Origin of the sequence: Planobispora longispora (assembly GCF_016863135.1) — a bacterium.
Lineage (GTDB): Bacteria > Actinomycetota > Actinomycetes > Streptosporangiales > Streptosporangiaceae > Planobispora > Planobispora longispora.
This window is the reverse complement of the sequence record NZ_BOOH01000042.1, coordinates 109,876-136,211: the sequence shown is the minus strand read 5'-3', so window position 1 is coordinate 136,211 and position 26,336 is coordinate 109,876. Positions and strand designations below refer to the sequence as shown.

At 72.2% G+C, this 26,336-nt stretch carries 23 protein-coding genes; 16 read left to right on the top strand and 7 right to left on the bottom strand.

Annotation, left to right across the window (positions count from 1 at the left end; all coding sequences use genetic code 11):
* Positions 1-81 precede the first annotated feature (81 nt).
* A complete protein-coding gene (locus tag Plo01_RS25540; RefSeq protein ID WP_203893220.1) occupies positions 82-906 on the top strand; it encodes a hypothetical protein in 825 nt (274 codons plus the stop codon).
* Between the two features lie 65 nt (positions 907-971).
* Here the strand turns inward: Plo01_RS25540 and Plo01_RS25535 are convergent, their stop codons facing one another.
* Positions 972-1,613, bottom strand: coding sequence for an MBL fold metallo-hydrolase (locus tag Plo01_RS25535; protein ID WP_203893219.1), 642 nt, complete (start codon positions 1,611-1,613; stop codon positions 972-974).
* A gap of 91 nt (positions 1,614-1,704) precedes the next feature.
* On the opposite strand from Plo01_RS25535, the gene Plo01_RS25530 reads away from it, so the two are divergent.
* The 4 genes from Plo01_RS25530 (at position 1,705) to Plo01_RS25515 (ending at position 8,016) form a co-directional block, all read left to right on the top strand.
* On the top strand, positions 1,705-2,721 hold the full coding sequence (locus Plo01_RS25530) for a methionine synthase (protein WP_239317026.1): 1,017 nt from the start codon (positions 1,705-1,707) through the stop codon (positions 2,719-2,721).
* Positions 2,722-2,965: 244 nt separating this feature from the next.
* Positions 2,966-3,400, top strand: coding sequence for a hypothetical protein (locus tag Plo01_RS25525; protein WP_203893217.1), 435 nt, complete (start codon positions 2,966-2,968; stop codon positions 3,398-3,400).
* A 110-nt stretch (positions 3,401-3,510) separates the two neighbouring features.
* Positions 3,511-5,691, top strand: a complete 2,181-nt coding sequence (ligA, locus tag Plo01_RS25520; RefSeq protein WP_203893216.1) for an NAD-dependent DNA ligase LigA — start codon at positions 3,511-3,513, stop codon at positions 5,689-5,691.
* 228 nt (positions 5,692-5,919) lie between these two features.
* On the top strand, positions 5,920-8,016 hold the full coding sequence (locus Plo01_RS25515; protein ID WP_203893215.1) for a putative bifunctional diguanylate cyclase/phosphodiesterase: 2,097 nt from the start codon (positions 5,920-5,922) through the stop codon (positions 8,014-8,016).
* Here Plo01_RS25515 and Plo01_RS25510 read toward each other — a convergent pair.
* A complete protein-coding gene (locus tag Plo01_RS25510) occupies positions 8,013-8,471 on the bottom strand; it encodes an ATP-binding protein (RefSeq protein WP_203893214.1) in 459 nt (152 codons plus the stop codon). The two genes, Plo01_RS25515 and Plo01_RS25510, sit on opposite strands and share 4 nt — an antisense overlap.
* A 331-nt stretch (positions 8,472-8,802) precedes the next feature.
* On the opposite strand from Plo01_RS25510, the gene gatC reads away from it, so the two are divergent.
* From gatC to gatB, 5 genes are read left to right on the top strand one after another with little or no spacing between them, the layout of a single operon-like run.
* Entirely contained in the window at positions 8,803-9,102 is a 300-nt protein-coding gene (gatC, locus tag Plo01_RS25505; protein WP_203893213.1) for an Asp-tRNA(Asn)/Glu-tRNA(Gln) amidotransferase subunit GatC, read from the top strand.
* Positions 9,099-10,589, top strand: coding sequence for an Asp-tRNA(Asn)/Glu-tRNA(Gln) amidotransferase subunit GatA (gatA, locus tag Plo01_RS25500; protein WP_203893212.1), 1,491 nt, complete (start codon positions 9,099-9,101; stop codon positions 10,587-10,589). Before gatC ends, gatA begins: the two co-directional genes overlap by 4 nt.
* A gap of 40 nt (positions 10,590-10,629) precedes the next feature.
* A complete protein-coding gene (locus Plo01_RS25495) occupies positions 10,630-11,718 on the top strand; it encodes an AAA family ATPase (RefSeq protein WP_203893211.1) in 1,089 nt (362 codons plus the stop codon).
* Between the two features lie 49 nt (positions 11,719-11,767).
* The gene (locus tag Plo01_RS25490; RefSeq protein ID WP_203893210.1) at positions 11,768-12,352 is read left to right on the top strand and encodes a hypothetical protein; all 585 of its coding nucleotides are present in this window, start codon (positions 11,768-11,770) and stop codon (positions 12,350-12,352) included.
* Between the two features lie 14 nt (positions 12,353-12,366).
* Positions 12,367-13,854 carry an Asp-tRNA(Asn)/Glu-tRNA(Gln) amidotransferase subunit GatB gene (gene gatB, locus Plo01_RS25485; RefSeq protein ID WP_203893248.1) on the top strand — a complete coding sequence of 496 codons (1,488 nt, stop codon included), beginning with the start codon at positions 12,367-12,369 and terminating at the stop codon, positions 13,852-13,854.
* A 179-nt stretch (positions 13,855-14,033) separates the two neighbouring features.
* Here the strand turns inward: gatB and Plo01_RS25480 are convergent, their stop codons facing one another.
* Positions 14,034-14,603 (bottom strand): hypothetical protein, encoded by a 570-nt coding sequence (locus Plo01_RS25480; RefSeq protein WP_203893209.1) that lies wholly within the window; start codon positions 14,601-14,603, stop codon positions 14,034-14,036.
* A 193-nt stretch (positions 14,604-14,796) separates the two neighbouring features.
* Here Plo01_RS25480 and Plo01_RS25475 point away from each other — a divergent pair, with 193 nt between their 5' ends.
* Positions 14,797-15,447, top strand: a complete 651-nt coding sequence (locus Plo01_RS25475; RefSeq protein ID WP_203893208.1) for an MOSC domain-containing protein — start codon at positions 14,797-14,799, stop codon at positions 15,445-15,447.
* Positions 15,448-15,620: 173 nt separating this feature from the next.
* Here Plo01_RS25475 and Plo01_RS25470 read toward each other — a convergent pair whose 3' ends face one another.
* Genes Plo01_RS25470 through Plo01_RS25460 form a run of 3 tightly spaced genes read right to left on the bottom strand, consistent with a single transcriptional unit; the run spans position 15,621 to position 18,709 of the window.
* Positions 15,621-17,156, bottom strand: a complete 1,536-nt coding sequence (locus tag Plo01_RS25470; protein ID WP_203893207.1) for a tripartite tricarboxylate transporter permease — start codon at positions 17,154-17,156, stop codon at positions 15,621-15,623.
* The gene (locus Plo01_RS25465; RefSeq protein ID WP_203893206.1) at positions 17,157-17,744 is read right to left on the bottom strand and encodes a tripartite tricarboxylate transporter TctB family protein; all 588 of its coding nucleotides are present in this window, start codon (positions 17,742-17,744) and stop codon (positions 17,157-17,159) included.
* Complete coding sequence (locus tag Plo01_RS25460) at positions 17,744-18,709, bottom strand: Bug family tripartite tricarboxylate transporter substrate binding protein (protein ID WP_203893205.1); 966 nt, start codon at positions 18,707-18,709, stop codon at positions 17,744-17,746. Before Plo01_RS25460 ends, Plo01_RS25465 begins: the two co-directional genes overlap by 1 nt.
* 183 nt (positions 18,710-18,892) lie before the next feature.
* On the opposite strand from Plo01_RS25460, the gene Plo01_RS25455 reads away from it, so the two are divergent.
* The 5 genes from Plo01_RS25455 to Plo01_RS25435 all read left to right on the top strand — a co-directional run bounded on the left by Plo01_RS25455 (position 18,893) and on the right by Plo01_RS25435 (position 25,385).
* Complete coding sequence (locus Plo01_RS25455; protein ID WP_203893204.1) at positions 18,893-20,479, top strand: ATP-binding protein; 1,587 nt, start codon at positions 18,893-18,895, stop codon at positions 20,477-20,479.
* A complete protein-coding gene (locus tag Plo01_RS25450) occupies positions 20,476-21,198 on the top strand; it encodes a response regulator (RefSeq protein WP_203893203.1) in 723 nt (240 codons plus the stop codon). Before Plo01_RS25455 ends, Plo01_RS25450 begins: the two co-directional genes overlap by 4 nt.
* 95 nt (positions 21,199-21,293) lie before the next feature.
* Positions 21,294-23,375 (top strand): VanW family protein, encoded by a 2,082-nt coding sequence (locus tag Plo01_RS25445; RefSeq protein WP_203893202.1) that lies wholly within the window; start codon positions 21,294-21,296, stop codon positions 23,373-23,375.
* 772 nt (positions 23,376-24,147) lie between these two features.
* A complete protein-coding gene (locus tag Plo01_RS25440) occupies positions 24,148-24,693 on the top strand; it encodes an RNA polymerase sigma factor (RefSeq protein ID WP_203893201.1) in 546 nt (181 codons plus the stop codon).
* Positions 24,690-25,385 (top strand): hypothetical protein, encoded by a 696-nt coding sequence (locus Plo01_RS25435; protein WP_203893200.1) that lies wholly within the window; start codon positions 24,690-24,692, stop codon positions 25,383-25,385. The genes Plo01_RS25440 and Plo01_RS25435 overlap by 4 nt, the downstream gene beginning before the upstream one ends.
* A gap of 82 nt (positions 25,386-25,467) precedes the next feature.
* Here the strand turns inward: Plo01_RS25435 and Plo01_RS25430 are convergent, their stop codons facing one another.
* On the bottom strand, positions 25,468-26,232 hold the full coding sequence (locus Plo01_RS25430; protein WP_203893199.1) for a hypothetical protein: 765 nt from the start codon (positions 26,230-26,232) through the stop codon (positions 25,468-25,470).
* Positions 26,233-26,336: the final 104 nt, after the last annotated feature.

Here is a 26,336-nt window from a genome sequence, read left to right as displayed (position 1 = left end):
GCGCCCGCCTAAATCTCCATTTTTCCCTGAAATGATCCTCTTCCCGAAGGCACAACCTCCCGTGGAGAGGATCACGACTCCATGAAACGATGGGCCGCCCTGGTGGCCGCCACACTGATCGCATCCGTGTCGGTCGTCGTCACCCCCGCCGCCGCGCAGGTCGCCCCCGCCGATCCGACGCGGGCGCTCAGGCGGCAGTTCCATCCCGAGCGCGGCGTTCACATCGCCGAGGTCACCCGGTACGTCTTCGACGACAAGGACTCGATGAGGGTGCGGGCCAACGGCAGGGTGCAGTTCGCCCGCTCCGGGCCGGTGGCCTCCGACGCGACCTGGCGAGTGGTCGTCGACCCGTCCCTCAGGAAGTGGCTGGAGGAGGACGAACTACGGGCCGTCGCAGAGGAACCGGCGCACTGGATCGTCGTCGGCGGATACAGGTACGTCTCCGACGGCTTCAGGGCGACGCCCCTTCCCGAGGGCAAGACCTGGGTGCGCAGCAGGCATTTCGCCCTCGATGCCGACATCACCACCGAACAGGTGATCAACGTCTTCGACCCCGCCGTCCTGAAGACCATCCTCAAGGGGGTGACGGGCGGACCCGTCCCCGGTGGTCTCCTCTACCGGGGCACGGTGAGCTACCGGCAGCTGGCCGAGGCGTCCGAGAACCCCTCGAGGGTGGCGGAGTCCAGAACGCTCCTCGGCGAGGGCGACGAGAAGATCGCATGGCGGTTGTGGACCGACGGCACGGGCCTGCCCACCCGCCTGATGACCTCCCGCAAGGCGTACCTCAACTCGAGAACGCAGGTGACCCAGCGGACCGACACCCGCTACAGCGACTGGGGATCGCACGTCGTGGTCGTCGCCCCGCCCGCCGACGAGGTCGTCGACGAGCACGAGCTCCACGGGTAGCGGGCGGGAACCCGCCGCCTCCCCGGGCTTCTCGGGGCGGCCGGGGAGGCGCTTCCCGGGGAGTCCTAGGGCAGGGTGACGGACTCGCCCGGCTTCAGACGGCGGATGTCGGCGCCCTGCTTGTCCGCCTCGATCTCCAGCCACCGGTCGACCAGCCCCAGGCCGAGGTCGTTGAGCAGCCCGTCGTGGGTGGAGAAGGCCCGGGCGGGGCGGACCTCGCGCAGGTAGGCCACCATCTCCGGCGCCTTCATCCACGGCGCGTTGGCGGGCACCAGCAGCGTGGGCACCTCGACCCCCGGCGGGGTGAGCGCGTCACCCGGGTAGAAGACCTCCTCGTCGACGAGGAAGCCGACGTTCTGCACGATCGGCATGTCGGGGTGGTTGGGGGCGTGCCACTCGCCGACGGTCTTCACCGCGAAGCCCGCCGCGCTGAAGGCGTCGCCGTCCCGCACGGTCTGGATCTTCGCCGGGACGTCGGTGAGCGTGGCGGCCACGCCCTCGCAGGTCCAGATCTCCAGGGCGGGGTTGGCCGCGGCGGCCCGGCGCAGCCGCTCGGGCTCCACGTGGTCGAAGTGCTCATGGGTGATGAGTACGGCCTGCGCGCCATCGAGCGCGGACTCCTCGCTGAAGGCGCCCGGGTCGATGACGAGGACCGAACCGTCCTTCTCCAGGCGGACGCATGCGTGCCCGAACTTCGTGAGTTCCATGCCCTCACCCTACGGCGGGGAGGCGGGCCGCTCCGGGGACCGCCCTTCGCCGTCAGGCGGCCGGGGCCGGCGGGTCCTAAGCTGGACCTTCGTGAACACGTTTCCGTGGAGTGAGGCGACCGCGACCGGTGTCGGGTCGCACCCGGGGGAGGACCACGCCGAGGCGGTCAAGGTCGTCTTCGGGGAGGTGCCCGCGCTGCCGTACCTCCCGGAGCTGCCCGGGCGCGGTGTCGGCGCGGACATGATCGGCAGGGCCGCGTCGCTGCTGGTGGAGCTGCCGGTGGAGGTGCAGCCGTCGGGCTGGCGTTTCACCGACCGGCCCGGCCGGGACGCCAAGCGGGCCCGCGACCACCTCGCGCGCGACCTCGACGGGCTGGAGGAGGGGGCCCAGGGATACGAGGGGCCGTTCAAGATCCAGGCATGCGGGCCGTGGACGCTCGCGGGCGCCGTCGAGCTGCGCCACGGGGACAAGACGCTCGCCGACGCGGGAGCCGTGCGCGACCTGGTGGAGTCGTTCGGCGAGGGGCTCGCCGCGCACGTCGCGGAGGTCCGCAGGCGGGTGCCGGGCGCCACGGAGATCGTGGTCCAGCTGGACGAGCCGGGCCTGCCCGGCGTGCTGGCGGGCACCGTGCCGACGGCCTCGGGCTTCGGGCGGCTGCGCGCCGTCGAGGCGCCGGTGGCGGTGGAGCGGCTCCGCGAGACGCTGGCGGCGCTGCCCGGCGGGACGTTCCCGATCGTGCACTGCTGCGCCCCCGGCGTGCCCTTCGAGGTGATCCGCCGGGCCGGGGCCGGGGGCGTCTCACTGGACGCCTCGCTGCTGCGGCGCCGCGACGAGGAGGCGATCGGCGAGGCGGTCGAGGCCGGGATGGCCTTCTTCCTCGGCGTCGTGCCCGGCGTGGACGCGGCGCTCCCGGACGTCGGCGTGGTCGCCCGGCCCGCCGTCGAGCTCTGGCGGCGCATGGGCTTCTCCCCGGCGACCCTGGCCTCCCAGGTCGTGCTGACCCCCTCCTGCGGGCTGGCCGGGGCCTCGCCCGCGTACGCGCAGGCGGCCCTGTCCCGCTGCCGCCGGGCCGCCCTCGTGCTGCGGGAGGACCCCGGCGAGGAGTAGCGCGCGGAGAGAGCCGCCGGCGGAGGGCTCCCGGCGGAGGGCGCCGGAGGAGGCCGGTCGGCGCGGAAAGGCCCGGGATGCCTGGGGAAAGGCCCGCGAGGCCCGGAGGGCAAGGACCCGCCGGGCAGGAGGGGCGGGAGGGGGAGCCGGTTCGCGGAGCCTCCACCGGGATTCAAGTGGCGTGCAAGTGTGGGGCCTTATTTATTGACATGTCCTGAATTACAGCTACATGTCTGGAGTTTTCATGCGCACCGGCTTCCGCGTCCTGCTCGGCCTGACCGCCGCCGCGGCCCTCACCCTGGCCGGCTCCACCGCGGCCTCGGCCGAGACGGCCGCCTCGGCCTCCGCGAGCACCTGGAAGTGGGGCCCGATCCACTCGACCGACGGCCACGCCACCGCCAAGGGGAAGGTCGTCGTCACCCAGCACTCGTTCCAGGTCAGGGGCAGCCTCTCCGACACCCGCGGCAAGGGGTGCTCCTGGGTGATCCTGCGCTGGCAGAGCTCCGGCAACGGCAAGTGGAGCTCGGCGGGCTACTGGAACTGCACCCCGGGCACGGGGACGTTCCGCAAGAACGTCGGCCTCCCGCTCAAGATCAAGGCGAAGGTCTGCCGGGGCAACTCCAGCCGTCCGACCGGCTGGTGCACCTCCTGGAAGACCATCTACACCCAGGGCGGCTGATGCCCGCTCGCGTCATCTCCTCCCGCCGGCGTCCGATGCGCCGGGCACCGCTGAATGTCGGTGGTCGGCGATAGATTTTCCCTGGTGCCGGACGAGGAGAGAGGCGGACGATGAGCGCTGAGGTCGAGGGCGTGCCGGTGACCGCGCTGGAGCGGCACGCGGAGCTGAGCGAGCTGGTCGAGGAGGCCAACTGGCGCTATCACGTGCTCGACGCGCCGACGGTCAGCGACGCGCAGTACGACACGTGGATGCGCGAGCTGTGGGCGCTGGAGGACGGGCACCCGAGCCTGCGCACCCCCGACTCGCCGACGCAGAAGGTCGGGGCGCCGATCTCCAGCGAGTTCACGCCGGTCGCCCACCTGCGGCGGATGGAGAGCCTGGACAACGCCTTCAACGCCGACGACCTCGCCTCCTGGCAGGCGCGGGTGGAACGGCTGGCCGAGCGCGACCCCGCCCCCTACCTGTGCGAGCTGAAGATCGACGGCCTGGCGATCGCGCTGGTCTACGAGAAGGGCCGGCTGGTCAGGGGGGTGACCCGGGGCGACGGCCGGATCGGCGACGACGTGACGGCCAACGTCCGCACGGTCGCGGGCATCCCGCACCGGCTGACCGGCGACGACGTGCCCGACCTGCTGGAGGTCCGGGGCGAGGTCTACATCCCGGTGGAGGACTTCAAGAAGCTCAACGAGCAGCTCGTCGCGGCGGGCAAGGCGGCCTTCGCCAACCCGCGCAACTCGGCGGCGGGCTCGCTGCGGCAGAAGGACCCGCGGATCACCGCGCAGCGCCCGCTGCGGATGATCGCCCACGGGGTCGGGGCCTGGGAGGGGACCGCCCCGCCGCGCGCCCAGTCGGAGATCTACGACCGGCTGCGGGAGCTCGGCCTGCCGGTGAGCGACCTCTACAAGGTCGTCGACGACCTCGACGGCATCAACGCGTTCATCGAGTTCTACCGCGAGCACCGCCACGACCCGGCCTACGAGATCGACGGGGTCGTGGTGAAGGTGGACCGCATCGAGCTCCAGCGCAACCTGGGCTCCACCAGCAGGGCGCCGCGCTGGGCGATCGCCTACAAATACCCGCCGGAGGAGGTCAACACCAAGCTCCTCGACATCCAGGTGGGCGTCGGCCGGACCGGCCGGGTCACGCCGTACGGCGTCATGGAGCCGATCGTGGTGGCCGGCTCCACGGTCGAGCGGGCCACGCTCCACAACGGCTCGGAGGTCGCGCGCAAGGGCGTGCTGATCGGCGACACCGTGGTGCTGCGCAAGGCGGGCGACGTGATCCCGGAGATCGTCAAGCCGGTCGGGGAACTGCGCGACGGCACCGAGCGGGAGTTCACGATGCCGACGCACTGTCCCGAGTGCGGCACCGAGCTGGCCTACGAGAAGGAGGGCGACGCCGACCTGCGCTGCCCCAACACCAGGGCCTGCCCCGCCCAGCTCCGCGAGCGGATCTTCTTCGCCGCCGGCCGCCGGGCCTTCGACGTCGAGGGCCTGGGATACGTGGCGGCCACCGCGCTGACCCAGCCGCTGCCGCCGCACGAGCCGCCGCTGCGCACCGAGGCCGACCTGTTCGACCTGACGATCGAGCGGCTGCTGCCGATCGAGTCGGTCGTCCGCGACCCCGACACCGGCCTGCCCAAGACCGACCCGGAGACCGGCGAGCCCAAGGTCGTGACCTTCTTCGCCAACAAGAACGGCACGCCCAGCAAGAACGCCGAGAAGATGCTCCAGGAGCTGGATAAGGCCAAGGCCCAGCCGCTCTGGCGGGTGCTGGTCGCCCTGTCCATCCGGCACGTCGGCCCGCCCACCGCGCAGGCCGTCGCCGCGGAGTTCCGCTCGATCGACGCGCTCGCCAAGGCCACCGAGGAGGAACTCGCCGCCGTCGAGGGCGTCGGCCCGCGCGTGGCCGCCGCGATCCGCGAGTGGTTCGAGATCGACTGGCACCAGGAGATCGTCACCCGGTGGCGGGCGGCCGGTGTCCGGATGGAGGACGAACCCCCGGCCGACCTGCCGCCGCAGACCCTCGCCGGGCTGACCTTCGTCGTCACCGGCACGCTGGCGGGCTACACCCGCGACGAGGCGGGGGCGGCGCTGGCGGCCAGGGGCGGCAAGGTGTCCGGCTCGGTGTCGAAGAAGACCTCCTTCGTGGTGGTGGGCGAGAACGCCGGGTCCAAGTACGACAAGGCGGTCAAGCTGAAGGTGCCGATCCTCGACGAGGGCGGTCTGGGGGTCCTCCTGGCCGAGGGGCCGGAGGCCGCGGCGGCGGTGGCGGTCGAGCCGGAGGAGTGATCGGCGCCGGGGCGGCGGTCCGCGGGGGAGAAACCGGGGGTGCGGTTCCCCGGGAAGAAGCCGGAGCGGCGGTCCGCGGGGGAGAAACCGGGGCGGCGGGAGCGGAGCGGGGGGCGCGCCGGGGCGGGCGAGACAAGATGCACAGTGACGGAACGTGCCCAACCGGTTTCGCGAAGTGGTCCGTAGGCCGTACTCTCCCATAGTGAACTAATGGGGGTTTTGTTACTCATGGCTGACCCAACCGATACCCGCGACATCGGACCCCGACCCGGCTCACCGCTGTGGACCTACCTGACGGTCGTCACCGTCGTCGGGTTCACCGTCCTCGTGGCGGCGCAGTGGCTGACCAGCCCGGCGGAGCTCGCCGACGCCGCCTCCTCCGCGCAGTTCTGGACGCTCGCCGTCCTGGTCGTGCTGGGTGAGCTCCGGCCGGTGATGCTCTCGTCGTCGACGGCGGTGGGCGGGACGTACCCGTCCACGATGTTCACCTTCGCCGTCCTCCTGCACTACGGGCTGCCGGTCGCCGTGCTGATGCAGACGGTCGGCATCCTCGTCAACGGCGCCGTCACCCGCAGGGCGGCGCACCGGATCCTGTTCAACGTCGCGCAGGTGACGTTGGCCTACGCGGCGGCCGGGGCGGTGCTGGGGGCGTTCGGGCACCGGCCGGCCTCGCTGGCCGCCCGGGTGCCCACGGGCACCGACATGCTCGCGATCGGGCTGGCCGGGCTCGCCTACTTCGTGGCCCGGGCGCTGCTGGTCTCCGGCGCGGTCGCGCTGCACGAGCGCCGGTCGATCCACCGGGTGATCAAGACCACGATCGGCCACCAGAGCCTCGTCTACGCCGGTCTGCTCGGGCTGGCCCCGCTGGTCGTGGTCGTCATGAACTACTCCCCGGCGCTGGTCCCGCTCTTCGTCGCGCCGCTGGCCGCCGTCTACTTCACCGCCACCCTGTCGGTCCGCCGCGACCACCAGGCGATGCACGACGGGCTCACCGGCCTGCCCAACCGCAAGATGCTCGTGCTCCGGACCGAGGAGGCCCTGGCCGAGGCGCGGACGCGCGAGGGCGAGCGGGTCGGCCTGCTCCTGCTGGACCTGGACCGGTTCAAGGAGGTCAACGACACCCTCGGGCACCCGGTCGGCGACCGGTTGCTGCAGATGGTGGCGCACCGGCTCACCCACAGCGTACGGCCCGGCGACGTGGTCGCCCGGCTCGGCGGCGACGAGTTCGCGGTGCTGCTCCCCTCGGTCCGGGACGCCTCCGCGGCCCGGGAGGTGGCCGCCCGGCTCCGGGTGGCCCTCACCGAGCCCGTCCGGCTGGAGGGCATGACCTTCGACCTGGACGCCTCGGTCGGCATCGCGCTCTACCCCGACCACGCGCCGGACTTCGAGCTGCTGCTGCAGCGCTCCGACGTGGCGATGTACCTGGCGAAGGAGGGCCGGACCGGCGTCGAGCTCTACCTCGCCGACAAAGACCGCAACAGCCCCGAGCGGCTCAACCTCCTCGGCGACCTGCGCCGGGCCATCGACCGCTCCGAGCTGAGGCTGTACTACCAGCCCAAACTCGACCTGGCCGTCGGGGAGGTCCGGGGGGTGGAGGCGCTGCTGCGGTGGCGCCACCCGACCCGGGGGATGGTCGGTCCGGATGAGTTCATCCCGCTGGCCGAGCAGTCCTACCTCATGCGCCAGCTCACCGAGTACGTCATCGACGCGGCGCTGGAGCAGGCCGCCCACTGGTGGCACACCGGCGTGCACGAGCAGATCTCCGTCAACGTCTCGGCCCGCGACCTGCTCGACTCCGCGCTCCCGGAGCGGCTGGAGGCGGGGCTGGCCCGCTACCGGCTGCCGCCGAAGGCGATCCAGCTGGAGGTCACCGAGCGCATCCTGATGACCGACCAGGCCTACACGGCCGACGCCGTACGGGCGCTGGCCTCGCTGGGCGTGCAGCTCGCGCTGGACGACTTCGGCACCGGCTACTCCTCGCTGGTCCGCCTGCAGCGGCTCCCCGTCTCCGAAGTCAAGATCGACGCCTCGTTCGTGGGCCGGATCTGCGAGTCCAGGGACGACGAGCGGATCGTCCGCTCCATCGTCGACCTGGTCCGCTCGCTGGGCCTGCGCTCGGTCGCCGAGGGCGTCGAGTCGGCGGAGGTGGCCAAGCGCCTGGCCGAGATGGGCTGCGACCTCGGCCAGGGCTGGTGGCTGGCCGAGCCGATGTCGGCGGTGGACGCCACGGAGTGGCTCCGCAAGCACCGCGACCAGCGGCCCGTCCCGGTGAAGCCCCCGTTCGAGGTCGACCCCGCCGACGTCCTCGACCCCCAGACGGCCTAGCTCCAGGCCCGCATCAGGTCGTCGGGGTCGTAGGCGGCGGCCAGGCCCGAGCAGGCGACCCCGTCGCGTGACAGGGCGACCAGGGGGACGGGTTCGTCGGTGAGGGCGGCGCGGTGCCGGGCCAGTGCGGCGAAGTCGTGGTCGTCGAAGGGGGCGTTCTCCAGCCATTTGACGGACCCGAGGAAGCGGAGCTCCTCGGCGATCGGCCCCCGATCGGCTCCGACGACGTCGATTTCCACGTCGTTGCCCCGGCCGAGCATCCGCTGGATTTCCCGGGGATTGAGCGGTCCGATGACCATCTCGGTTCCGCGCTGGTGGAAGGGGCGTTCGTAGCTGTTCAGCGCCTCCATCATCGGCAGGTCCGACCCGATGAGGATGAGCAGGACGGGCTTTCGGCTGAGAAACCGGTCCCAGGCCCGTTGGAGCAGTCTCTCGAAGGCGTCGACCCGTTCCATGAGATAGGGGACCTCATCGATGACGACGATTGACGGGCTGTCGTCCGGCAGCGTGTCGGCCAGGAGAGCGTGTCGGCCAGGAGAGCGTGTCGGCCAGGAGTTGGAGAGCGCTGTTCCAGGAGCCCGGAGCCGCCTCGGCGAACATGCTCCGCCCCGGCAGGTCGGAGGAGAGGACGTCGGGGCGGTCCCCGGTGGCGTGCGGCGGCCGGAGGTGAGCGGGTGACGGCAGGGCGCAGTGGGAGCCACGGGGTAATGAAGTCGGGCCTGCGGGGCCGTGCGCCCTAGGATGACAGTGTCCAATTGCCACTCCACGAAACGGGTTCAACGACTCATGTCCGCCATAACCCGCGACGAGGTCGCGCACCTCGCCCGGCTGTCCAGGCTGGCGCTGTCCGATGAGGAGCTCGACCACTTCGCCGCCCAGCTCGATGTGATCATCGGTGCGGTCGCCCGCGTCGCCGAGGTGGCGGCCGACGACATCCCGCCCTCCTCGCACGCGCTCCCGCTCACCAACGTCTACCGGCCCGATGCGGTACGGCCCGGCCTCACGCCCCAGGAGGCGCTGTCCGGCGCTCCGGCCGTCGAGGAGGACCGCTTCCGGGTCCCGCGCATCCTCGGGGAGGAGGCATGAGCCTGATCCACAAGACCGCCGCCGAGCTCGGCGCGCTGATCGCGAGCGGCGAGGCGTCGGCCGTCGAGGTCGCCCAGGCCCACCTCGACCGGATCGCCGCCGTCGAGCCGAAGGTCAACGCCTTCCTGCACGTCGACGCCGAGACGGCGCTGGCCCAGGCCCGCCGGGTCGACGAGCGCCGGGCCGCGGGCGAGGAGCTCGGCCCGCTCGCCGGCGTGCCGATCGCGCACAAGGACGTCTTCACCACCACGGACATGCCGACCACGGCCGGGTCCAAGATCCTTGAGGGCTGGCGGCCGCCGTACGACGCGACCGTGACCCGCCGCCTGCGCGAGGCCGGGCTGGTGATCCTCGGCAAGACCAACCTCGACGAGTTCGCGATGGGCTCCTCCACCGAGAACTCCGCCTACGGCGTCACCCGCAACCCGTGGGACCTGTCCCGCATCCCGGGCGGCTCCTCCGGCGGCTCGTCCGCCGCGGTCGCGGCCTACCAGGCGCCGCTGTCCACCGGCACCGACACCGGCGGCTCGATCCGGCAGCCCGCCGCGGTCACCGGCATCGTCGGCATGAAGCCGACCTACGGCGGCTCCTCCCGCTACGGTCTGATCGCCTTCGCCAGCTCCCTGGACACCCCGGGCCCCTTCGCCCGGAACGTGATGGACGCGGCGCTGCTGCACGAGGCGTTCTCCGGCCACGACCCCATGGACTCCACCTCCATCGACGCCGCGGTCCCGCGGGTGGTCGAGGCGGCCAGGGAGGGTGACGTCGACGGGCTGCGCATCGGCGTGGTCAAGGAGTTCGGCGGCGAGGGCTACCAGGCGGGCGTGCTGGCCCGCTTCCAGGAGACCGTGGAGCTGCTGGAGTCGCTGGGCGCGAAGGTGATCGAGGTCTCCTGCCCGTCGTTCACCACGGCGCTGCCGGCCTACTACCTGATCGCCCCGTCGGAGTGCTCGTCCAACCTGGCCCGTTTCGACGCGATGCGGTACGGCCTGCGCGTCGGCGACGACGGCACCCGCTCGGCCGAGGAGGTCATGGCGCTGACCCGCGCCGCCGGCTTCGGCCCCGAGGTCAAGCGGCGCATCATCCTGGGCACCTACGCGCTGTCCAGCGGTTACTACGACGCCTACTACGGCCAGGCGCAGAAGGTCCGCACGCTCATCGCCCGCGACTTCGAGGCGGCCTTCCAGCAGGTGGACGTGCTCATCTCGCCGACCACGCCGACGACCGCGTTCCCGATCGGCGAGCGCGCCGACGACCCCATGGCGATGTACCTCGCCGACCTGTGCACGATCCCGACCAACCTCGCCGGCAACGCCGCCATCTCGATCCCGTGCGGCCTGGCCGACGAGGACGGTCTCCCGGTCGGCCTGCAGATCATGGCTCCGGTGCTCGGCGACGACCGCTGCTACCGGGTCGGCGCCGCCGTGGAGCGGGCCCTGAACGACCGCTGGGGCGGCAGCCTGCTGTCCAGGGCGCCGGAGCTGTAGGACCGGCGGGCACGGCGGGGCGGAGAGGAAGAACGGCGGCGTGATCACTCGGATCGAGATCGACGGGTTCAAGTCATTCCTGGACTTCGAGCTCGACGTGCCGCCGTTCCTCGCGCTGGCCGGCCCCGCGGCCGGCGGCAAGTCCAACCTGCTCGACGCCCTCGCGTTCGTCGCCGACGAGGTCGGCGGCCCCGGCGGGCTGCTCGGCGCGGGCCGGGGGGCTCCGCACGAGCAGTTCCACCGGATCGCCGGAGGGGAGCCCGTCCCCGCCTTCGCCGTCGCGGTGGAGACCCTGGTCGCTCCGGAGCCGGGCGCGCTGCTCCCGGTCCGGTTCGACACCGGGGCGGAGATGGTGCTGCGGATCCCGAGGTCCACCGGGGCCGTCGTCAGCCACGCGGTCCGGGGGCTCCCCGAGGAACTGCTCCGGTTCATCGTCGCCGACCCGGACCCGGAGACCACGCCCGGCCGCACGGTCGCCGCCTGGCGGCGCTGCGCCCCCGTGCCGCAGGCCATGCGCGGCCGGTGCGCCCCGGCCGACCGGGGCCCGCTGGCCGCCGACGGGGCGAACCTCGCGGCGGTGCTCGGCCGGATGGCGGGCACGGCGGCGCTGGCCGACCTGACGGCCGACCTCGCCGCGCTGGTGCCCGACGCCGCCGTGCTCGTGCCCCGGCTGGAGCGGGAGGCGTCCACCTTCGACCTGGTCATGGACGGCCAGGGCGCGGTCCCGGCGGCGTTGTTGTCGGACGGGATCCTGCGGGTGCTCGGGCTCCTGGCCGCCCTGCACGATCCGGACCACCCGGCCACCCTGCTGGTGGAGGAGATCGAGCGCGGCGTGCACCCCGCGCGCCTGCCCGAGCTGCTGCGCCGGGTCCGGCAGCGGGTCGCCGAGCCCGGCGGCACGCAGCCGTACCGGCAGGTGATCCTGACCAGCCACTCGCCGGTCGTGGTCGCCGAGCTCTACCGGACCGCCCCGGAGGCCCTGACCTTCCTGGACGCCGTGGCGCGCGTCGATCCCGAGCACGGCCGGGTCTCGCGGGTGACGGTCGCCAAGCCCGTGCAGGCGGACGGCGAGCCGGGCACGTTCGTCTCGCCCCGGCAGATCCGCGAATACCTCGGGGCGGCGGCGTGAGCGGGCGGGTCATGGACGCGGCGCGGACGCGGCTCCCGGAGGGGGTCGCGTGAGCGGCGCACGGGCCGTCAGCCGTCCCCTGGTCCCCGGCCTGGTCGCGGAGAACCCGGCCGACCGGGGCTTCCTCGACGTGGTGATCTACCGCCAGCTCCGCGAGCTGGCGGCGGAGTCCCCGCATGCGGTGGACGTCGAGGCGACGAGGGTCGTCGTGTGCGACCGCGCCCACGTGGTCGCGGCGCTGGAGGAGCTCGCGGCGGACTGCCACCTGATCTTCGCCCGCCGCGGCGGCCGCGAGCGCGGCAGGGCGGACGGCCTCCGCTACCACTCGCACTACCTGGTGCCGGTGGTCGGCCTGGGCGACACCGAGGGCTGGCCGCTCGCCGACCCCGCGGTCTGGGCCGGGCTGACCGGCAGCGACCCGGCCCGCCTGCCCGCCCGGCCCGGCGACGTCGAGAGGATCGCCGACCCCCGGGAGGCCCTGGCCGCGACCGTCCCCCGGCGGGGGAAGCCGGCCGGCGACTACTTCCACTACATCGGACGCACCATCGACCTCGCCGTACTGGCCCAGGTCCCCGGCTACGCCGGCTGGGTCGCCGAGACGAGGAACGCACTGAAAGGACTTGGTTACCTGTGAGCACCCACACGCTCATGCCGTACGACGAGGCGCTGGAGCGCTTCGAGCCGGTGCTGGGCCTGGAGACGCACATCGAGCTGGGTACGGCCTCGAAGATGTTCTGCGGCTGCCCGACCGCCTTCGGCGCCCCGCCGAACACCCACGTCTGCCCGGTCTGCCTGGCGCTGCCCGGCTCGCTGCCGGTGGCCAACGCCACCGCGATCGAGTCCACCATCCGGATCGGCCTGGCGCTGAACTGCTCCATCGCTGAGTGGTGCCGCTTCGCCCGGAAGAACTACTTCTATCCGGACATGCCGAAGAACTACCAGATCAGCCAGTACGACGAGCCGCTCTGCTTCGACGGCTACCTCGACGTCGAGGTGGACGGCAAGACCGTGCGGATCGAGATCGAGCGGGTCCACCTGGAGGAGGACACCGGCAAGTCCACCCACGTGGGCGGCGCCACCGGCCGCATCCACGGCGCCGACTACTCGATCGTCGACTACAACCGCGCGGGCATCCCCCTGGTGGAGATCGTCACCAAGCCGATCGCGGGCACCGACCGGCTCGCCCCCGAGGTCGCCCGCGCCTACGCCACCGAGCTGCGCGAGGTCATGCGCGCCCTCGGCGTCTCCGACGTGCGCATGGAGGAGGGCTCCATGCGGTGCGACGTCAACGTCTCGCTCATGCCGCGCGGCTCCGCCGAGTGGGGCACCCGTACCGAGACCAAGAACGTCAACTCGCTGCGCAGCGTCGAGCGGGCGGTCCGCAGCGAGATCGAGCGCCAGGCCGCGATCCTGGCCGGGGGCGGCCGGATCATCCAGGAGACCCGTCACTTCCACGAGGACACCGGCTCCACCACCTCGGGCCGGTCCAAGGAGGAGGCGCAGGACTACCGCTACTTCCCCGAGCCCGACCTGGTGCCGATCGCGCCGGACTTCGCCTGGGTGGCCTCGCTCAAGACCGCCCTGCCGGAGCTGCCGCGCCTGAAGCGCAAGCGGCTCCAGCAGGAGTGGGGCGTTTCCGACCTCGACATGGAGGCCATGCACAACGCCGACGCCATCGACCTGGTCGAGGCGACGGTCTCCGCCGGGGCGCCGCCCGCCGACGCGCGCAAGTGGTGGATGGGCGAGCTGGCCCGCCGGGCCAACGAGGCCGGCGTCCCGCTGAGCGCCCTGGAGATCACCCCCGACCAGATCGCCCGGGTGTGCGCGATGGTCGCCGGCGGCGCGCTCAACGACAAGCTGGCCCGCCAGGTGCTGGAGGGCGTGCTGAACGGCGAGGGCGGCCCGGACGAGGTGGTCGCGGCCCGCGGCCTGCAGATCGTCAACGACGAGGGCGAGCTCTCGACGATCATCGACCAGGTGCTGGCCGACAACGCCGACGCGGCCGACAAGGTCCGCAACGGCAAGATCGCCGCGGTCGGCGCCCTGGTCGGCGGTGTCATGAAGGCCAGCCGCGGCAAGGCCGACGCGGGCCGGGCGCGGGAGCTGATCCTGGAGAAGCTCGGCGTCTCCGAGTAGCCCTCCGCGATCGCCCCCGCGGCGGTGCGCACCGCGGGCCCACCGGTCGTCCGACCGGTGGGCTCGCGTTTTTCCGTTATTCCGGTATTCCGTACATTCCGGACTTTCGACTGCCGGGAGCCGTGCGATCGCGCACGGGCCACCGGACCACCGGGCGGGGTGGGGCCCGGTCGGGCCTCCTAGGCGTCCTCCTCGCAGGACAGCTCCGCCTCGGCGGTGCAGAAGTCGGTGTTCGTGCCGCCGATGGCCTGGTCGGAGGCGCCGTCGTTGCCGATGAGGATGTCGCTGCCGCCCCTGCCCTCGAGCCGGTCGTTGCTCCCGTCGCCGTTGACGAAGTCCCGGGCCGAGCCGCCTATGAAGGTGTCACTGCCGGGGCCGAGGAACACCCTGGACTGCAGCGTGGTGTTGTTGGTCACCGTGTCGGCGCCGCCCTGCGAGTTCACCAGGATGTTGGTGATCCCCGCACTGTTGCACCGGACGGTCCTGGCGTCCACGTTGGTGCAGGTGAAGCTGCCCGCCGTGATGGTGTCGTTGAAGTTCCGCACCACCAGGCTGCCGTTCTCCACGTTGATGGTGATGTTGTCGCCGACGTTGCCGGCGTTGACGGACAGCTTCCCGCTGATCGCCGTCACGTTGGTGAACGTCTGCGCCTGCGCGGGTGCGGCGCCGGTCGCCGCCGCCGAGATGAGCAGCAGTGCCCCCGTGGCGAGAGCACGGAAACCGGCCCTGCGCGAAATGCTGAGATTCATGTGTCTCCTTGAGAGTCGTGGGCCCCCTGGCCCGCGAGGTAGTACATCGCGCCCAGCTCATGGAAAACACGTCCAAATACCCCCTCGTTCACGGGCGATGTCCATGGACACCCGGACCGGCCGCCCCCGCCGCATCCGGGACGGCCGGGAAACGGCTCGCTCCGGCGCGCGGCGGGGCCGTACCGTCACCCGCATGAAGCTCCTCTCCGTCAACATCGGCAGGCCCCGGCCCAACCCGTGGAAGAACCTCGGCGCGACGGGCATCGACAAGCGCCCCGCCGACGGCCCGGTCGCCGTCCGCGACCCCGGCCCCAAGGGCACCGGCGCCGTCGGTCTGGCCGGCGACCGCGTCTACGACGTCAAGCACCACGGCGGATCCGACCAGGCCGTCTACGCCTACGCCCGGGAGGACCTCGACCGGTGGGAGGGGGAGCTGGGCAGGCCGCTGCCGAACGGCTCCTTCGGGGAGAACCTCACGACCGCCGGCCTCGACGTCAACGCCGCCCTGATCGGCGAGCGCTGGCGCGTCGGCCCCGACGTGATCCTGGAGGTGTCGTGCCCCCGGATCCCCTGCGGGACGTTCCAGGGCTGGCTGGAGACCGAGGGGTGGATCAGGCGGTTCACCGAGGCGGCGAGACCGGGCGCGTATCTGCGCGTGATCGAGCCGGGGGACATCCGGGCCGGGGACCCGGTCGAGGTCGTGCACCGGCCCGATCACGACGTGACCGTCGCGCTCGCCTTCCGCGCGCTGACCCGCGAGCCGGACCTGCTGCCGCGGCTGCTGGCCGCCGACGCGCTGCCGGAGGAGGACAGGGAGCTGGTCCGCAGGCGCACGGGCGCGTGACCAGCCTCAGGACCGGTCCGCAGGCGTACGGGCGCGTGACCAGCCCCCAGGACCGGTCCGCAGGCGTACGGGCGCGTGACCAGCCCGCACGACCGGTCCGCACGACCGGTCCGCACGCGCCGTCGTCCGGTCCCGGGGTCACCCCGCTCCGGGACCGGACGGCGATCCGGGCGTCACTCCCCTCCGGACCCGGCCGACGGTCCCGGCGCCACCCCGCTCCGGGTCCTGGCGGCGGCCAGCTTCCTGACCAGCGGGGCGAGCAGCGCCAGCGCCGCCAGGCCCAGGAAGACCGCCGCGATCGGGCTCCGCACCAGGACCGTGGCGTCGCCCGCGCCGATGGCCAGGGCCCGGCGGAGCTGGACCTCCGCCATCGGGCCCAGGATCATGCCGATCACCGCGGGTGCGATCGGCAGGCCGAAGCGGCGCATCGCGAAGCCGAGCAGGCCCAGGATGTACAGCACGACCAGGTCGATCCAGGAGGCGTTCAGGGCGTAGACGCCGAGCGCGGCGAACAGCACGATCCCGGCGTACAGGTAGGGCCGGGGGATGTGCAGCACCTTCGCCCAGACCGGGGCCAGCGGCAGGTTGAGCACCAGCAGCATGGCGTTGCCCAGGAACAGCGAGGCGATCATGCCCCAGACCAGGGCCGGGTTGTGGTCGAAGAGCTGGGGGCCGGGCTGCAGGCCGTACTGTTGGAAGGCGGCCAGCAGGATCGCGGCCGTGGCGGAGGTGGGCAGGCCCAGGGCGAGCAGCGGGACGAGGGTGCCCGCGGCCGAGGCGTTGTTGGCGGCCTCGGGGCCCGCGACGCCCTCGATCGCGCCCTTGCCGTACTCCTCGCGGGCGACCCCGCGCGCCAGGCGCTGCTCGACGGAGTAGGACAGGAACGTCGGGATCTCCGCGCCGCCGCCGGGCAGCGCGCCGAACGGGAAGCCCAGCGCGGTCCCGCGCAGCCACGGCCGCCAGGACCGGGACCAGTCGGAGCGGCCCAGGAACGCCCGGCCCACCGGGATGATCTCGGGTTCGCCGTGCCGGAGCCGGGAGGCGACGTACAGGGCCTCGCCCAGGGCGAACAGGCCGACCGCGACGACCACCACCTCGATGCCGCCGAGCAGCTGGGGGATGCCCAGGGTCAGCCGGGCCTGCCCGGTCTGCTCGTCGATCCCGACCAGGCCGATGACCAGGCCGAAGCCCAGCGAGGCCAGGCCGCGCACCACCGAGCGGGACAACACCGACGAGACCGCGGTGAACGCCAGCACCGCCAGCGCGAAATAGTCCTCCGGGCCGAAGGAGATCGCGAAGTCCACGACCGCGGGCGCCGCCACGACCAGCAGGCCCGTGGCGATCGTGCCCGCCACGAACGACCCGATCGCCGCCGTGGCCAGCGCCTGGGCGGCCCGGCCGCGCCGGGCCATCTTGTTGCCCTCGAGCGCGGTGATCATCGAGGAGCTCTCGCCGGGCGTGTTGAGCAGGATCGAGGTCGTGGACCCGCCGTACATGCCGCCGTAGTAGATCCCGGCGAACATGATGAACGCGCTGGCCGGGGGGACGCTGAAGGTGATCGGGAGCAGCAGGGCCACGGTCATGGCCGGGCCGATGCCGGGCAGCACGCCCACCAGCGTGCCCAGGGTGACCCCGACCAGCGCGTAGAGCAGGTTGACCGGGGTGAGCGCGGTGGCGAACCCGTCGAGCAGGAGCTGGAGCGACTCCACCTAGATCACTCCCGAGAGCAGGCCGGCGGGCAGCGTCACGCCCAGGCCCTTGACGAAGGCGAGGTACGACAGGGTCGACAGGACGATCGCGATGACGCCCGCGCGCAGCCGGTGCTCGGCCCCGAGCGTCACCGCCAGGCCGAAGAACAGCAGCGCGCCCGCGATGATCCAGCCGAGCAGGTCGACGAGGCCGGCGAAGGCGAGGAAGATCACGCTGAGCAGCGCCACCGTCTTCCAGTCCGCCCGGGCGCCGGAGTCGACGTCCTCGCTCTCCTCCGGGTCGCCGTGGCCGCCCCGGACCACGTCCAGCACGTAGAAGACCCCGATCAGCAGCAGCGCGGAGCCGACCAGCACGGGGAAGAAGCGGGGCCCGAGCCCGAGCGCGGAGCCCGCGGCGGTGACGTCCGCCGTCCCGGCGATCACGAACACGCCCAGTCCCAGCACGACCAGGGCCATCACCAGCTCCGGCCGCCGCCATCCCCACCCGGCGGGCTCATCCGTCCGGGACGCCGGTACGGCGGGCCCGCCCGAGGCGCCCTCCGGCGCCTCGGGACCGCGGCCCACCTCCGGTTCTTCGTGAGCGGACATCAGGAGACGAGTCCCATTTCCGCGATGATCGCCTTGACCTTGGTCTGCTCGGCCGCCAGGAAGTCGGCGAACGGCTGACCGGTCTGGAAGACGTCGGTCCAGCCGTTCTTGGCCACCGCCTCCTTCCACGCCGGCGAGTCGTGCATCTTGGTGACCGCGTCGATCAGGTTCTTCTTCGCCTCCTCGTCCAGCCCGCCGGGCGCGACGAAACCGCGCCAGTTGGCCAGCTCGACGTCCAGGCCGGCCTCCTTCAGCGTGGGCGCGTCCACATTGGCCAGCCGCTCCGGAGAGGACACGCCGAGCGCGCGCAGCTTGCCGGACTTCACGTGCTCGGCGAACTCTCCGATGCCGGAGATGCCCATCGCGACCTTGTTGCCCAGCAGCGCGTTCAGCGCCTCGCCGCCGCCGGAGTGCGCGACGTAGTTGACCTGCTTGGGGTCGATCCCGGCGGCCTTGGCCATCAGCCCCGCCACGATGTGGTCGGTGCCGCCGGCCGAGCCGCCCGCGATCGCGATCTTCGCCGGGTCGGCCTTCCAGGCCGTGACCAGGTCGCCCAGCGTCTTGTACGGCGACTCGGCCGGGACCACGACGATCTCGTACTCCTCGGTCAGCTTCGCGATGGGCGTGGTCTCGGCCAGCGTGACCTTCGACTTGTTCTGCTCCACCGCGCCGACCATGACCAGACCCATGGTCATCAGCAGGTTGCCGTTGCCCTTCTCACCCGCGAGCTGGGCCAGCCCGATGGTGCCGCCGGCGCCGGGGACGTTGTAGACCTCGATCTTGCGGGACGGGTCGACGGCTTTGAAGGCCTGCTCGGCCGTGCGGGAGGTCTGGTCCCAGCCGCCGCCCGGCGAGGCGGGGGCCATGATTTTCAGCGCGGTGGTGCCGGAGCCCGACCCCGAGCCGCACGCGGTGAGGGCGGTCAAGGACAAGACCGCCAGGGCGGTGATTCTCCGAAGACGCATGGTCATCTCCCAACAGCGAACGAAACAGCGTGGTGAGGATGCTGAGCGGTGCGGGTCACAGTGTCGATGCTTTGCGTGCTTGCCGTCGTATCGGTCGTATTGGTCACGCCGGCACCCCTCCGCCCGCGACCGCACCGTTACCTCTGGATGCTTTTATGAGTACCCTGACCAGGGAGTTCACTCGTGCGACGCATCCTCAACGCCTCCCTCGGCACCCAGCTGTTCGTGCTGCAGATGATCATCGTGCTGGTCGCGGTGGGCGGTACGGCGGGCGTCTGGGTGGAGCACACCCGTGACCAGCTCGACCGGCAGCACCAGCAGCGGGCCCTGGCCATCGCCGAGTCCGTGGCCGGGCTGCCCCGGGTCCGCGAGGCCTTCTCGGAGTCCCGGCCGGAGCTGATCCTGCAACCGATCGCGATGGGCGTGCAGGCCGCCACCGGCGCCGACTACGTGGTGATCGCCAACCGGGACCAGATCCGCTACGCCCACCCCAACCCGGCGCTGATCGGCAAACGGCTCTCCACCGACGCCTCGGGCATACTCACCACCGGCCGCGCCTGGACCGGCACCCAGACCGGCACCCTCGGCCGCTCCGTGCGGGGCAAGGCCCCGATCCGCGACGCCGAGGGCAACGTCATCGGCCTGACCTCGGTCGGCGTCCTGGAGGAGACCGTCGCCGACCAGCTCGGCGACGCCCTGCCGCCGCTGCTGTGGACCGTGCTGGCGGTGCTCTTCGCCGGGTCAGCGGGCGCCGCGCTCATCTCCCGGCGGGTCCGCCGGCAGACCTTCGGCCTCGAACCCCGCGAGATCGCCGCCCTGCTCGAACAGCGCGAGGGCGTGCTGCACGGCGTGAAGGAGGGCGTGCTCGCCCTCGACCTGCAGGGCCGGGTGACGCTGATCAACGACGCGGCCCGGGAGCTGCTCGGACTGTCCGGCCGCGACGTCGGCCGGAGCATCGCGGAGATGCCGCTGTCGGAGCGGATGCGGGACGTGCTGGCCGGAGACGACCCGGGCGACGACCGGGTCGTCCTCCACCACGACCGGGTGCTGGTGCTCAACCGCATGCCGGTGGCCGTACGGGAGCAGCGCAGCGGGTGGGTGGTCACCCTGCGCGACCGGACCGAGCTGGTACGGCTGGCGCGCGACCTCGACCAGGCCAGCAGCACGACCGACGCGCTGCGCGCCCAGGCCCACGAGTTCGCCAACCGCATGCACACCGTGGTCGGCCTGCTGGAGCTCGGCGAGCACGAGACCGCGATCGGCTACATCACCCAGACCACCGAGGCGTACGGCGACTACTCGGCCGGCGTCCGGGAGAAGGTCGCCGACCCGACCCTGGCCGCGCTGCTGCTGGCCAAGTCCGCCGAGGCGGCCGAGCGCGGCGCGTCCCTGGTGCTCGCCGACGACTGCCGGGTGGAGGAAGGCGCGCTCGGCGACCCGCAGGACGCCGTGCTGGTCGTCGGGAACCTGGTGGCCAACGCCCTGGACGCCCTGGAGGATACTGGGGGCACGGTGGAGGTCTCGGTCCGCGCGGAGAAGGACGGGCTGCACGTCCGCGTCGGCGACTCCGGTCCCGGGATCAGCCCCGGCCTGGCGGAGGAGGTGTTCCGCCAGGGCTTCACCACCAAGGTCGCCCGCTCCGGGCCCCGCGGCCTCGGCCTGGCCCTGACCCGCCAGGCGTGCCTGCGCCGCGGCGGCTGGGTTCGCGTGCACAACGCCGGCGGCGCCGTGTTCACCGCACTCCTCCCGCATCGAGAGGATGTGTCATGAGCGGCGAGGCGAACCTCCGGCCTCCGGCGCCCGAGCCGCGGCGCGGGGCGCCGATCAAGGTGCTGGTGGTCGACGACGACTTCATGGTCGCCAAGATCCACAGTGGATACGTGGCGAGGGTCCCCGGGTTCACGGTCGTCGGCACCGTGCACACCGGGCGGGCGGCGGTGGCGGCGGTGGCTCAGCACCGGCCCGACCTGGTGCTGCTCGACATCTACCTGCCGGACATGTCCGGCCTCGACGTGCTCGGGACGCTGAGAGGCGTGTCCCACCCCGCCGACGTGCTGGTCATCACCGCCGCCCGCGACACGGCCACGGTCCGCGCGGCGATGCGCGGCGGCGCGGTCAACTACCTGATCAAGCCGTTCACCGCCAGGGCGCTCACCGAGCGCCTGGAACGGTACGCCGACATGCGCAGGCAGCTGGCCACCATCGGTCCCGAGGCCCGCCAGGACGAGGTGGACCGGCTGTTCGGCGCCGGGGACGGCCCGCCGCCCCTGCCCAAAGGGCTGTCGGCCACCACCTGCGCCCTCGTCGCGGACGCGCTCAGAGAGGCGGACACCGACCTGTCGGCGGCCGAGGTGGCGACGATCACCGGCCTGTCCCGGGTCAGCGCCCGGCGCTACTTGGAGCACCTTTGCGCGGCAGGTCAGACGCAGCTCCGGCCGAAGTACGGCACCGCCGGAAGGCCCGAGCACCGTTACCGCTGGACGGGCTGAATTTGTTATTTCTTTGACGGCGGCTTGCGTCGTTGTGGTTTATGGTGGCCGGGACAGAGCTCGCGGAGCTCACGAAGCAGGAGGAGACGGAAACCGTGCGGAACGCCGGAAGGTCCATCGACCCCCCGACGGATCCGTTCGCGGCGGTTCCCCTGCCCGCACGCCCCGTCCGGCCGGGAGCCGACGCCGGGGCCCGCCGCCCGCAGCCCCCCGCCGGTGACGCCCCGGACGGCAGGCCGCGCCTCCCCCCGGGCGTCTCGCCCGACATCTTCGCCGCCCCCGGCTTCGAGCAGCCCCCCGGCCCCGCCGCGCCCCCCGCTCCCGGAGCGCCGGGCCTGCCCCCGGCCCCGCCCCCGCCCCAGCCCTGGCGGATGGCCGCGCCGCCGCCGGAGCCCCCTTTCCGGCAGAGACCGCCGCGAGCCGATGTCGCGCCCGAGGCCGGCGAGCAGCCCGGGCCCTCCGCCCCCCGTTCCGGGGAGCGGCCCCCGCGCCGCCGCCGGAGCCGCGTGTTCCTCGTCGTCGCCGTGCTCCTCATGCTGCTCGCGGGCCTGGCCTACGCCGTCCCCGCGATCGCCATGTCCGGCAAGATCCTGCCCGGCACGCGCGTCCAGGACATCGACATCGGCGGGCTGACCGCCACCGAGGCGGCCGACCGGCTCAGGGAACGGCTGGCGGCCAAGGCGCGCGCGCCGATGACGCTGGAGGCCCTCGGCAAGCGCTACACGCTGGACCCCGCCCAGGCCGGTCTCGAACTCGACGTCGTGGCCACCATCGGCCAGGCCCCCAGCGACTTCCCCAACCCGGCGGAGGTCTGGCGCGCGCTCACCGGCACCACCACCCTGTCCCCGAAGGTCTCCGCCGACCCGGAGAGCATGCAGGACGCCGTCAAGGACCTCGCCAAGCAGATCGACCGGAAGGTGGTCGAGGGCGAGGTCGGCTTCGAGGGCGTCAAGCCCGTGTCCGTCAAGCCCCAGGACGGCCGGGAGCTGGAGCGGGAGGCCGCGGCCGCCGCCATCGAGAAGGCGTTCCTCGGCTCCGGCGGCCCGGTCGAGCTGCCGATCACCGTGATCAAGCCCAAGGTGACGGCCGACGTGGTGGCCGAGACCGCCGCCTCCGCGCGCGAGGCCCTGTCCGGTCCGATCACTCTGACCAGCGGGGACAAGCAGACGCAGCTCCCGGTCGAGACCATCGCCGCGCACCTGACCTTCCGGCCCGACGGCTCCGGCGGCATGCGCCCGGTGTTCGACGCCGAGCACGCCATCGCCGCCGTGGAGAAGGACCTCGTCGACCCGGCCCAGGCCCCCCGCGAGCCCGCCTTCCAGATCGTCGGCGACAGGCCGAAGCTGGTCGCCGGCCGCAGGGGCAAGGGCGTGGACGACGAGAAACTCGCCGAGGACGTGGCCAAGCTGGTCGCCGAGGGCGGCAGCCGGACGATCCCGGTCACCCTCACGACCGTCAGACCGCGGACCTCCCTGGCCGAGATGCGCAAGCTCGGCGTCAAGGAGAAGATCAGCGAGTTCACCACGATGTACCCGTGCTGCGCGCCCCGGGTGACCAACATCCGGACGATCGCCAAGCTCCTGGACGGCCACCTGGTCAAACCCGGCGAGACCTTCTCGCTCAACGGCGTGGTCGGCCAGCGCGACAAGGCCCGCGGCTTCGTCGAGGCCCCCATGATCCAGGGCGGCCGCCTGATCCCCTCGGTCGGCGGCGGCATCTCCCAGTTCGTCACGACGATGTACAACGCGGTGTTCTTCGGCGGCCTCGAAGACGTCCAGCACATGGCGCACGAGTTCTACATCTCCCGCTACCCGGCGGGCCGCGAGTCCACGGTCTCCTGGCCGCAGCCGGACTTCCGCTGGAAGAACGACTCCCCGTACGGCGTGCTCGTGAAGACCTCCTCGACGAGCACGTCGGTCACGGTCACCTTCTGGAGCACCAAGCGCTACGAGATCGAGTCGGTCTCCTCCGAGCGCTACAACCCCACCCAGTTCGAGCGGAAGACCGACAGCGGTCCCGACTGCATCCCGATGACCGGCCAGCCGGGGTTCACGATCGACGTGACCCGGATCTTCAAGCAGGACGGCAAGGAGATCAAGCGGGAGAAGAAGACGACGGTCTACAAGCCCGAGCTCGATCTCAAGTGCGTTCCCGAGGATCCCGCCGGGGACGAGTAAAGGGCTGCGCCTACGGCACGGGGTGCGCCTGCGGCGTGATTGGCGCCGGTACGGCGCGCACCCAGGCCAGGAACCGGCGCCGGTACGGCGAGCCGCCGCACAAACGTGTCCGGCGCCGCAGCTACGGCGCGCAACCCGGCCCCTGGGAGCCGGGTCCCCAGCCGGACCCGGGAAGGCCAGGCCCGGAAAAGTGAGGCCCGGAAGGCCAGGCCTGGAAGGTGAAGCCCGGAAGGTGGGGCCCGCGCTTCGGTGCGGGCTTCTGTGGTGGGGTCATGGTCGCGCTCCGCGCGCGGACATTCCATCCGGCCGTCGGGGCCGGGCCCTGGTGGCTCAGGCCTCCGGCCTGGCGGGCGCGCATGGTCCTGGCACGGTCTTACGCCGGCTGGAATATCCGCCCGCTCCGCACTCCTCGCCCTTCGCCGCACCGGGTGCGGGCCGTATGGATGCGGCCCTGCCCCGGACGACCAGGGTGCCCGCCGATGCTGAAGCGCAGGCGCGGCACCGTGCAGGGCTGAGCGCCGTCGCCTGCGGCCACCCTGGAAGGAAGGAGCTCAGGGCAGGCCACCGTAGCTGCGCCCAATCTGGAGCGGGTACCGATGCAGATTTCATGGGTGGGGCTGCGTAGCCGTACTTGATCCTGAGGCTGGATGTTGAGCGGGTTGACATCTGGACCTTCTGACGGTTCGCCGTGTGGTGCCCGGCCGCCGGAAACGCTTTGCGGCGCTCGGTCCAAGTAGAGGTGTAAGGGCGAACGACGAAGGGAGCGAGGCCGGTGCGCCTCAATGAAGACCCTGAGGCCTTAGAGGCCTTCTACCGCCGCCACGTTGACGCTGTCATGCGGTTCGTCGTCCGACGGGTGAGTGACCCTCATCTGGCGGCCGACCTGACCGCTGACGTGTTCCTGGCGGCCGTGGACTCGGCACACACCTACCGTCCCGGCAGGGGCAGCGAGATCGCATGGTTGTACGGCGTCGCGCGCAACGTCATGGCGGCCCAGCAGCGAAAGGCGATCCGCGAGGTGCGGGTGACCAGCCGAATCTCCGGCCGGAGGCTGATGGACGACGACGACCTCGGCCGGATGGAGGAGCGGATCGACGCCGAGCGCCGGGTGCGGGGCGCCCTGGAGGCCATGCGGGAACTCCCCGAGGGGGAGCGGGCCGTGCTGGAGCTCGTGGCGATCGATCAGCTCACCGTCGCGGAGGCGGCCGAGGCCCTGGGGATCAGGCAGGTGACCGCACGGGTCCGACTGCACCGCGCCAGGCGTGCTCTCGGAGACGTCGTTTCGCCGCAGGCCGTATACGTGAAGGGACAGGCATGAGCAACTTCGAAGAGCGCCTGCTCAGCGCGCTCAAGGAAGACGTCGCCGCCAGGAGCGCCCGAGAGGGCATGGTGGCCACGACATCGGTGCGGCGGGGATCGAGGCGCCGCGTCGTGGGGCTGGCCGCCGCGCTGACGGGGGTCGCGGCGGCCACCACGGTGGCGGTCACGCTGTTCAGCGCAGGCAGCACCCCGGCTTTCGCGGTGACCAAGGCCGCGGACGGGTCGGTCGATGTGTGGATCAAGGAGTTCCGCGAGCCTGAGGAGCTGGAGGCCAAGCTCGCAGAGGAGGGGGTCAAGGCGCAGGTGGACTACCTGCCCGGGGACCAGACCTGTGAGGAGCCCCGGAACGGGCGTTCTCAGGCCGGCCGTGCGGGCGAACCGATGGAATCGAAGATCGGCAAGGATGGAAAGGGGATCTCCTTCCAGCTCAAGCCGGGGCAGATCACGGCTGACGAGACGCTGGTCCTGAGGGTCTCCTTCGACCACGCCCACCCGGACCAGCCGCCGACCGCGACGTCGCTGCAGATCGTCGAGGGTGAGGTCGAGCCCTGCACGGCGGTCCCGCTGCCGGAGCCCAACGGTCCCCGGCCCGCCGGACCTGAACCGACCGGGCCTGTCACCACCGAGAAGTTCGACACCGGCGGCCCCGGCAAGGACGAGGGGCCCAGCCTCGACACCCGCAACGACTGATCCCCAACCCGGCCCGGCGGCCACCTTCCCGAGCAGCGGCCGCCGGGCCGGCATCGCGTGCGCTGCGCGCTCGTCCCGGTTGTCAGCGGCGGCCGGACTTGGTCCGGGTACCGCCTCCGCAGTTGAGTCCACAGCCGGACTGGCTGCGGGTCGAGGAGTCACCGCTGCCGGTGCCGGTGCCGGTGCTGCTGTCCGTGTCCATATCTGTATCCGCGTAAGGATCGATCGCGGCTTTCATCCCGGAGCCGCCCCGCTTCTCGGCGCGATAGGTGGATCTGGAGGGTTCGAGGAAAGAGCCTCCGGAGGCCCTCCGGCCCGTCGCCGGGGCACGCCCGTCGAGGCGGACGTAGTACCAGGCGAAGCCTTCGTCCTCGTCGTCGCACCTGGCGTCGGGGACGCGGACGCGCGTGTCCTCGCGTACGCAGATCTCGAAGCGGTTCTCATCGTCCGTGAACGAGACCTCGGGCCCCCGGCCGCCCTTCGCCCGCGCCCGGTGCCTCTCACCGTCGGGCCGCCGGAACGACCCCTTCCCCGCCTTCCGTCCCACCGGGGGAACCCTCTTGTCGTACGCGATGAAATACCACGTGTAGCCGGGTTCGGAGTCGTCGCACCCCTGGTAGCCGACGCGGACCCGCGTCTTCTTCAGCACGCACACCTCTATGTAGGACTCCTCTTCCTCCTCTCCCACCCCCTGGGAGAAGTCGGAGTCCTCCTCCACGAACGACCGCTGCTGAGGGGGGTAACCGTCACCCTCCGCGACGGGGCCGTTCTCCGCGGAGGGCGCGCACGCCCCGGCGGTGAGGACGACGGCCAGGGTGGAGACGAGCGAGCGCAGCTTGAGTGTCAATTTCCCTCGAGATGATCAACCGACTGATGCGAGCGGGAAAACGCGCGGGGAGGGGAAGGAGTTCCGCCTCCCCGCGAAAGCGCCGGACGCGGCCGCGGCAGCCG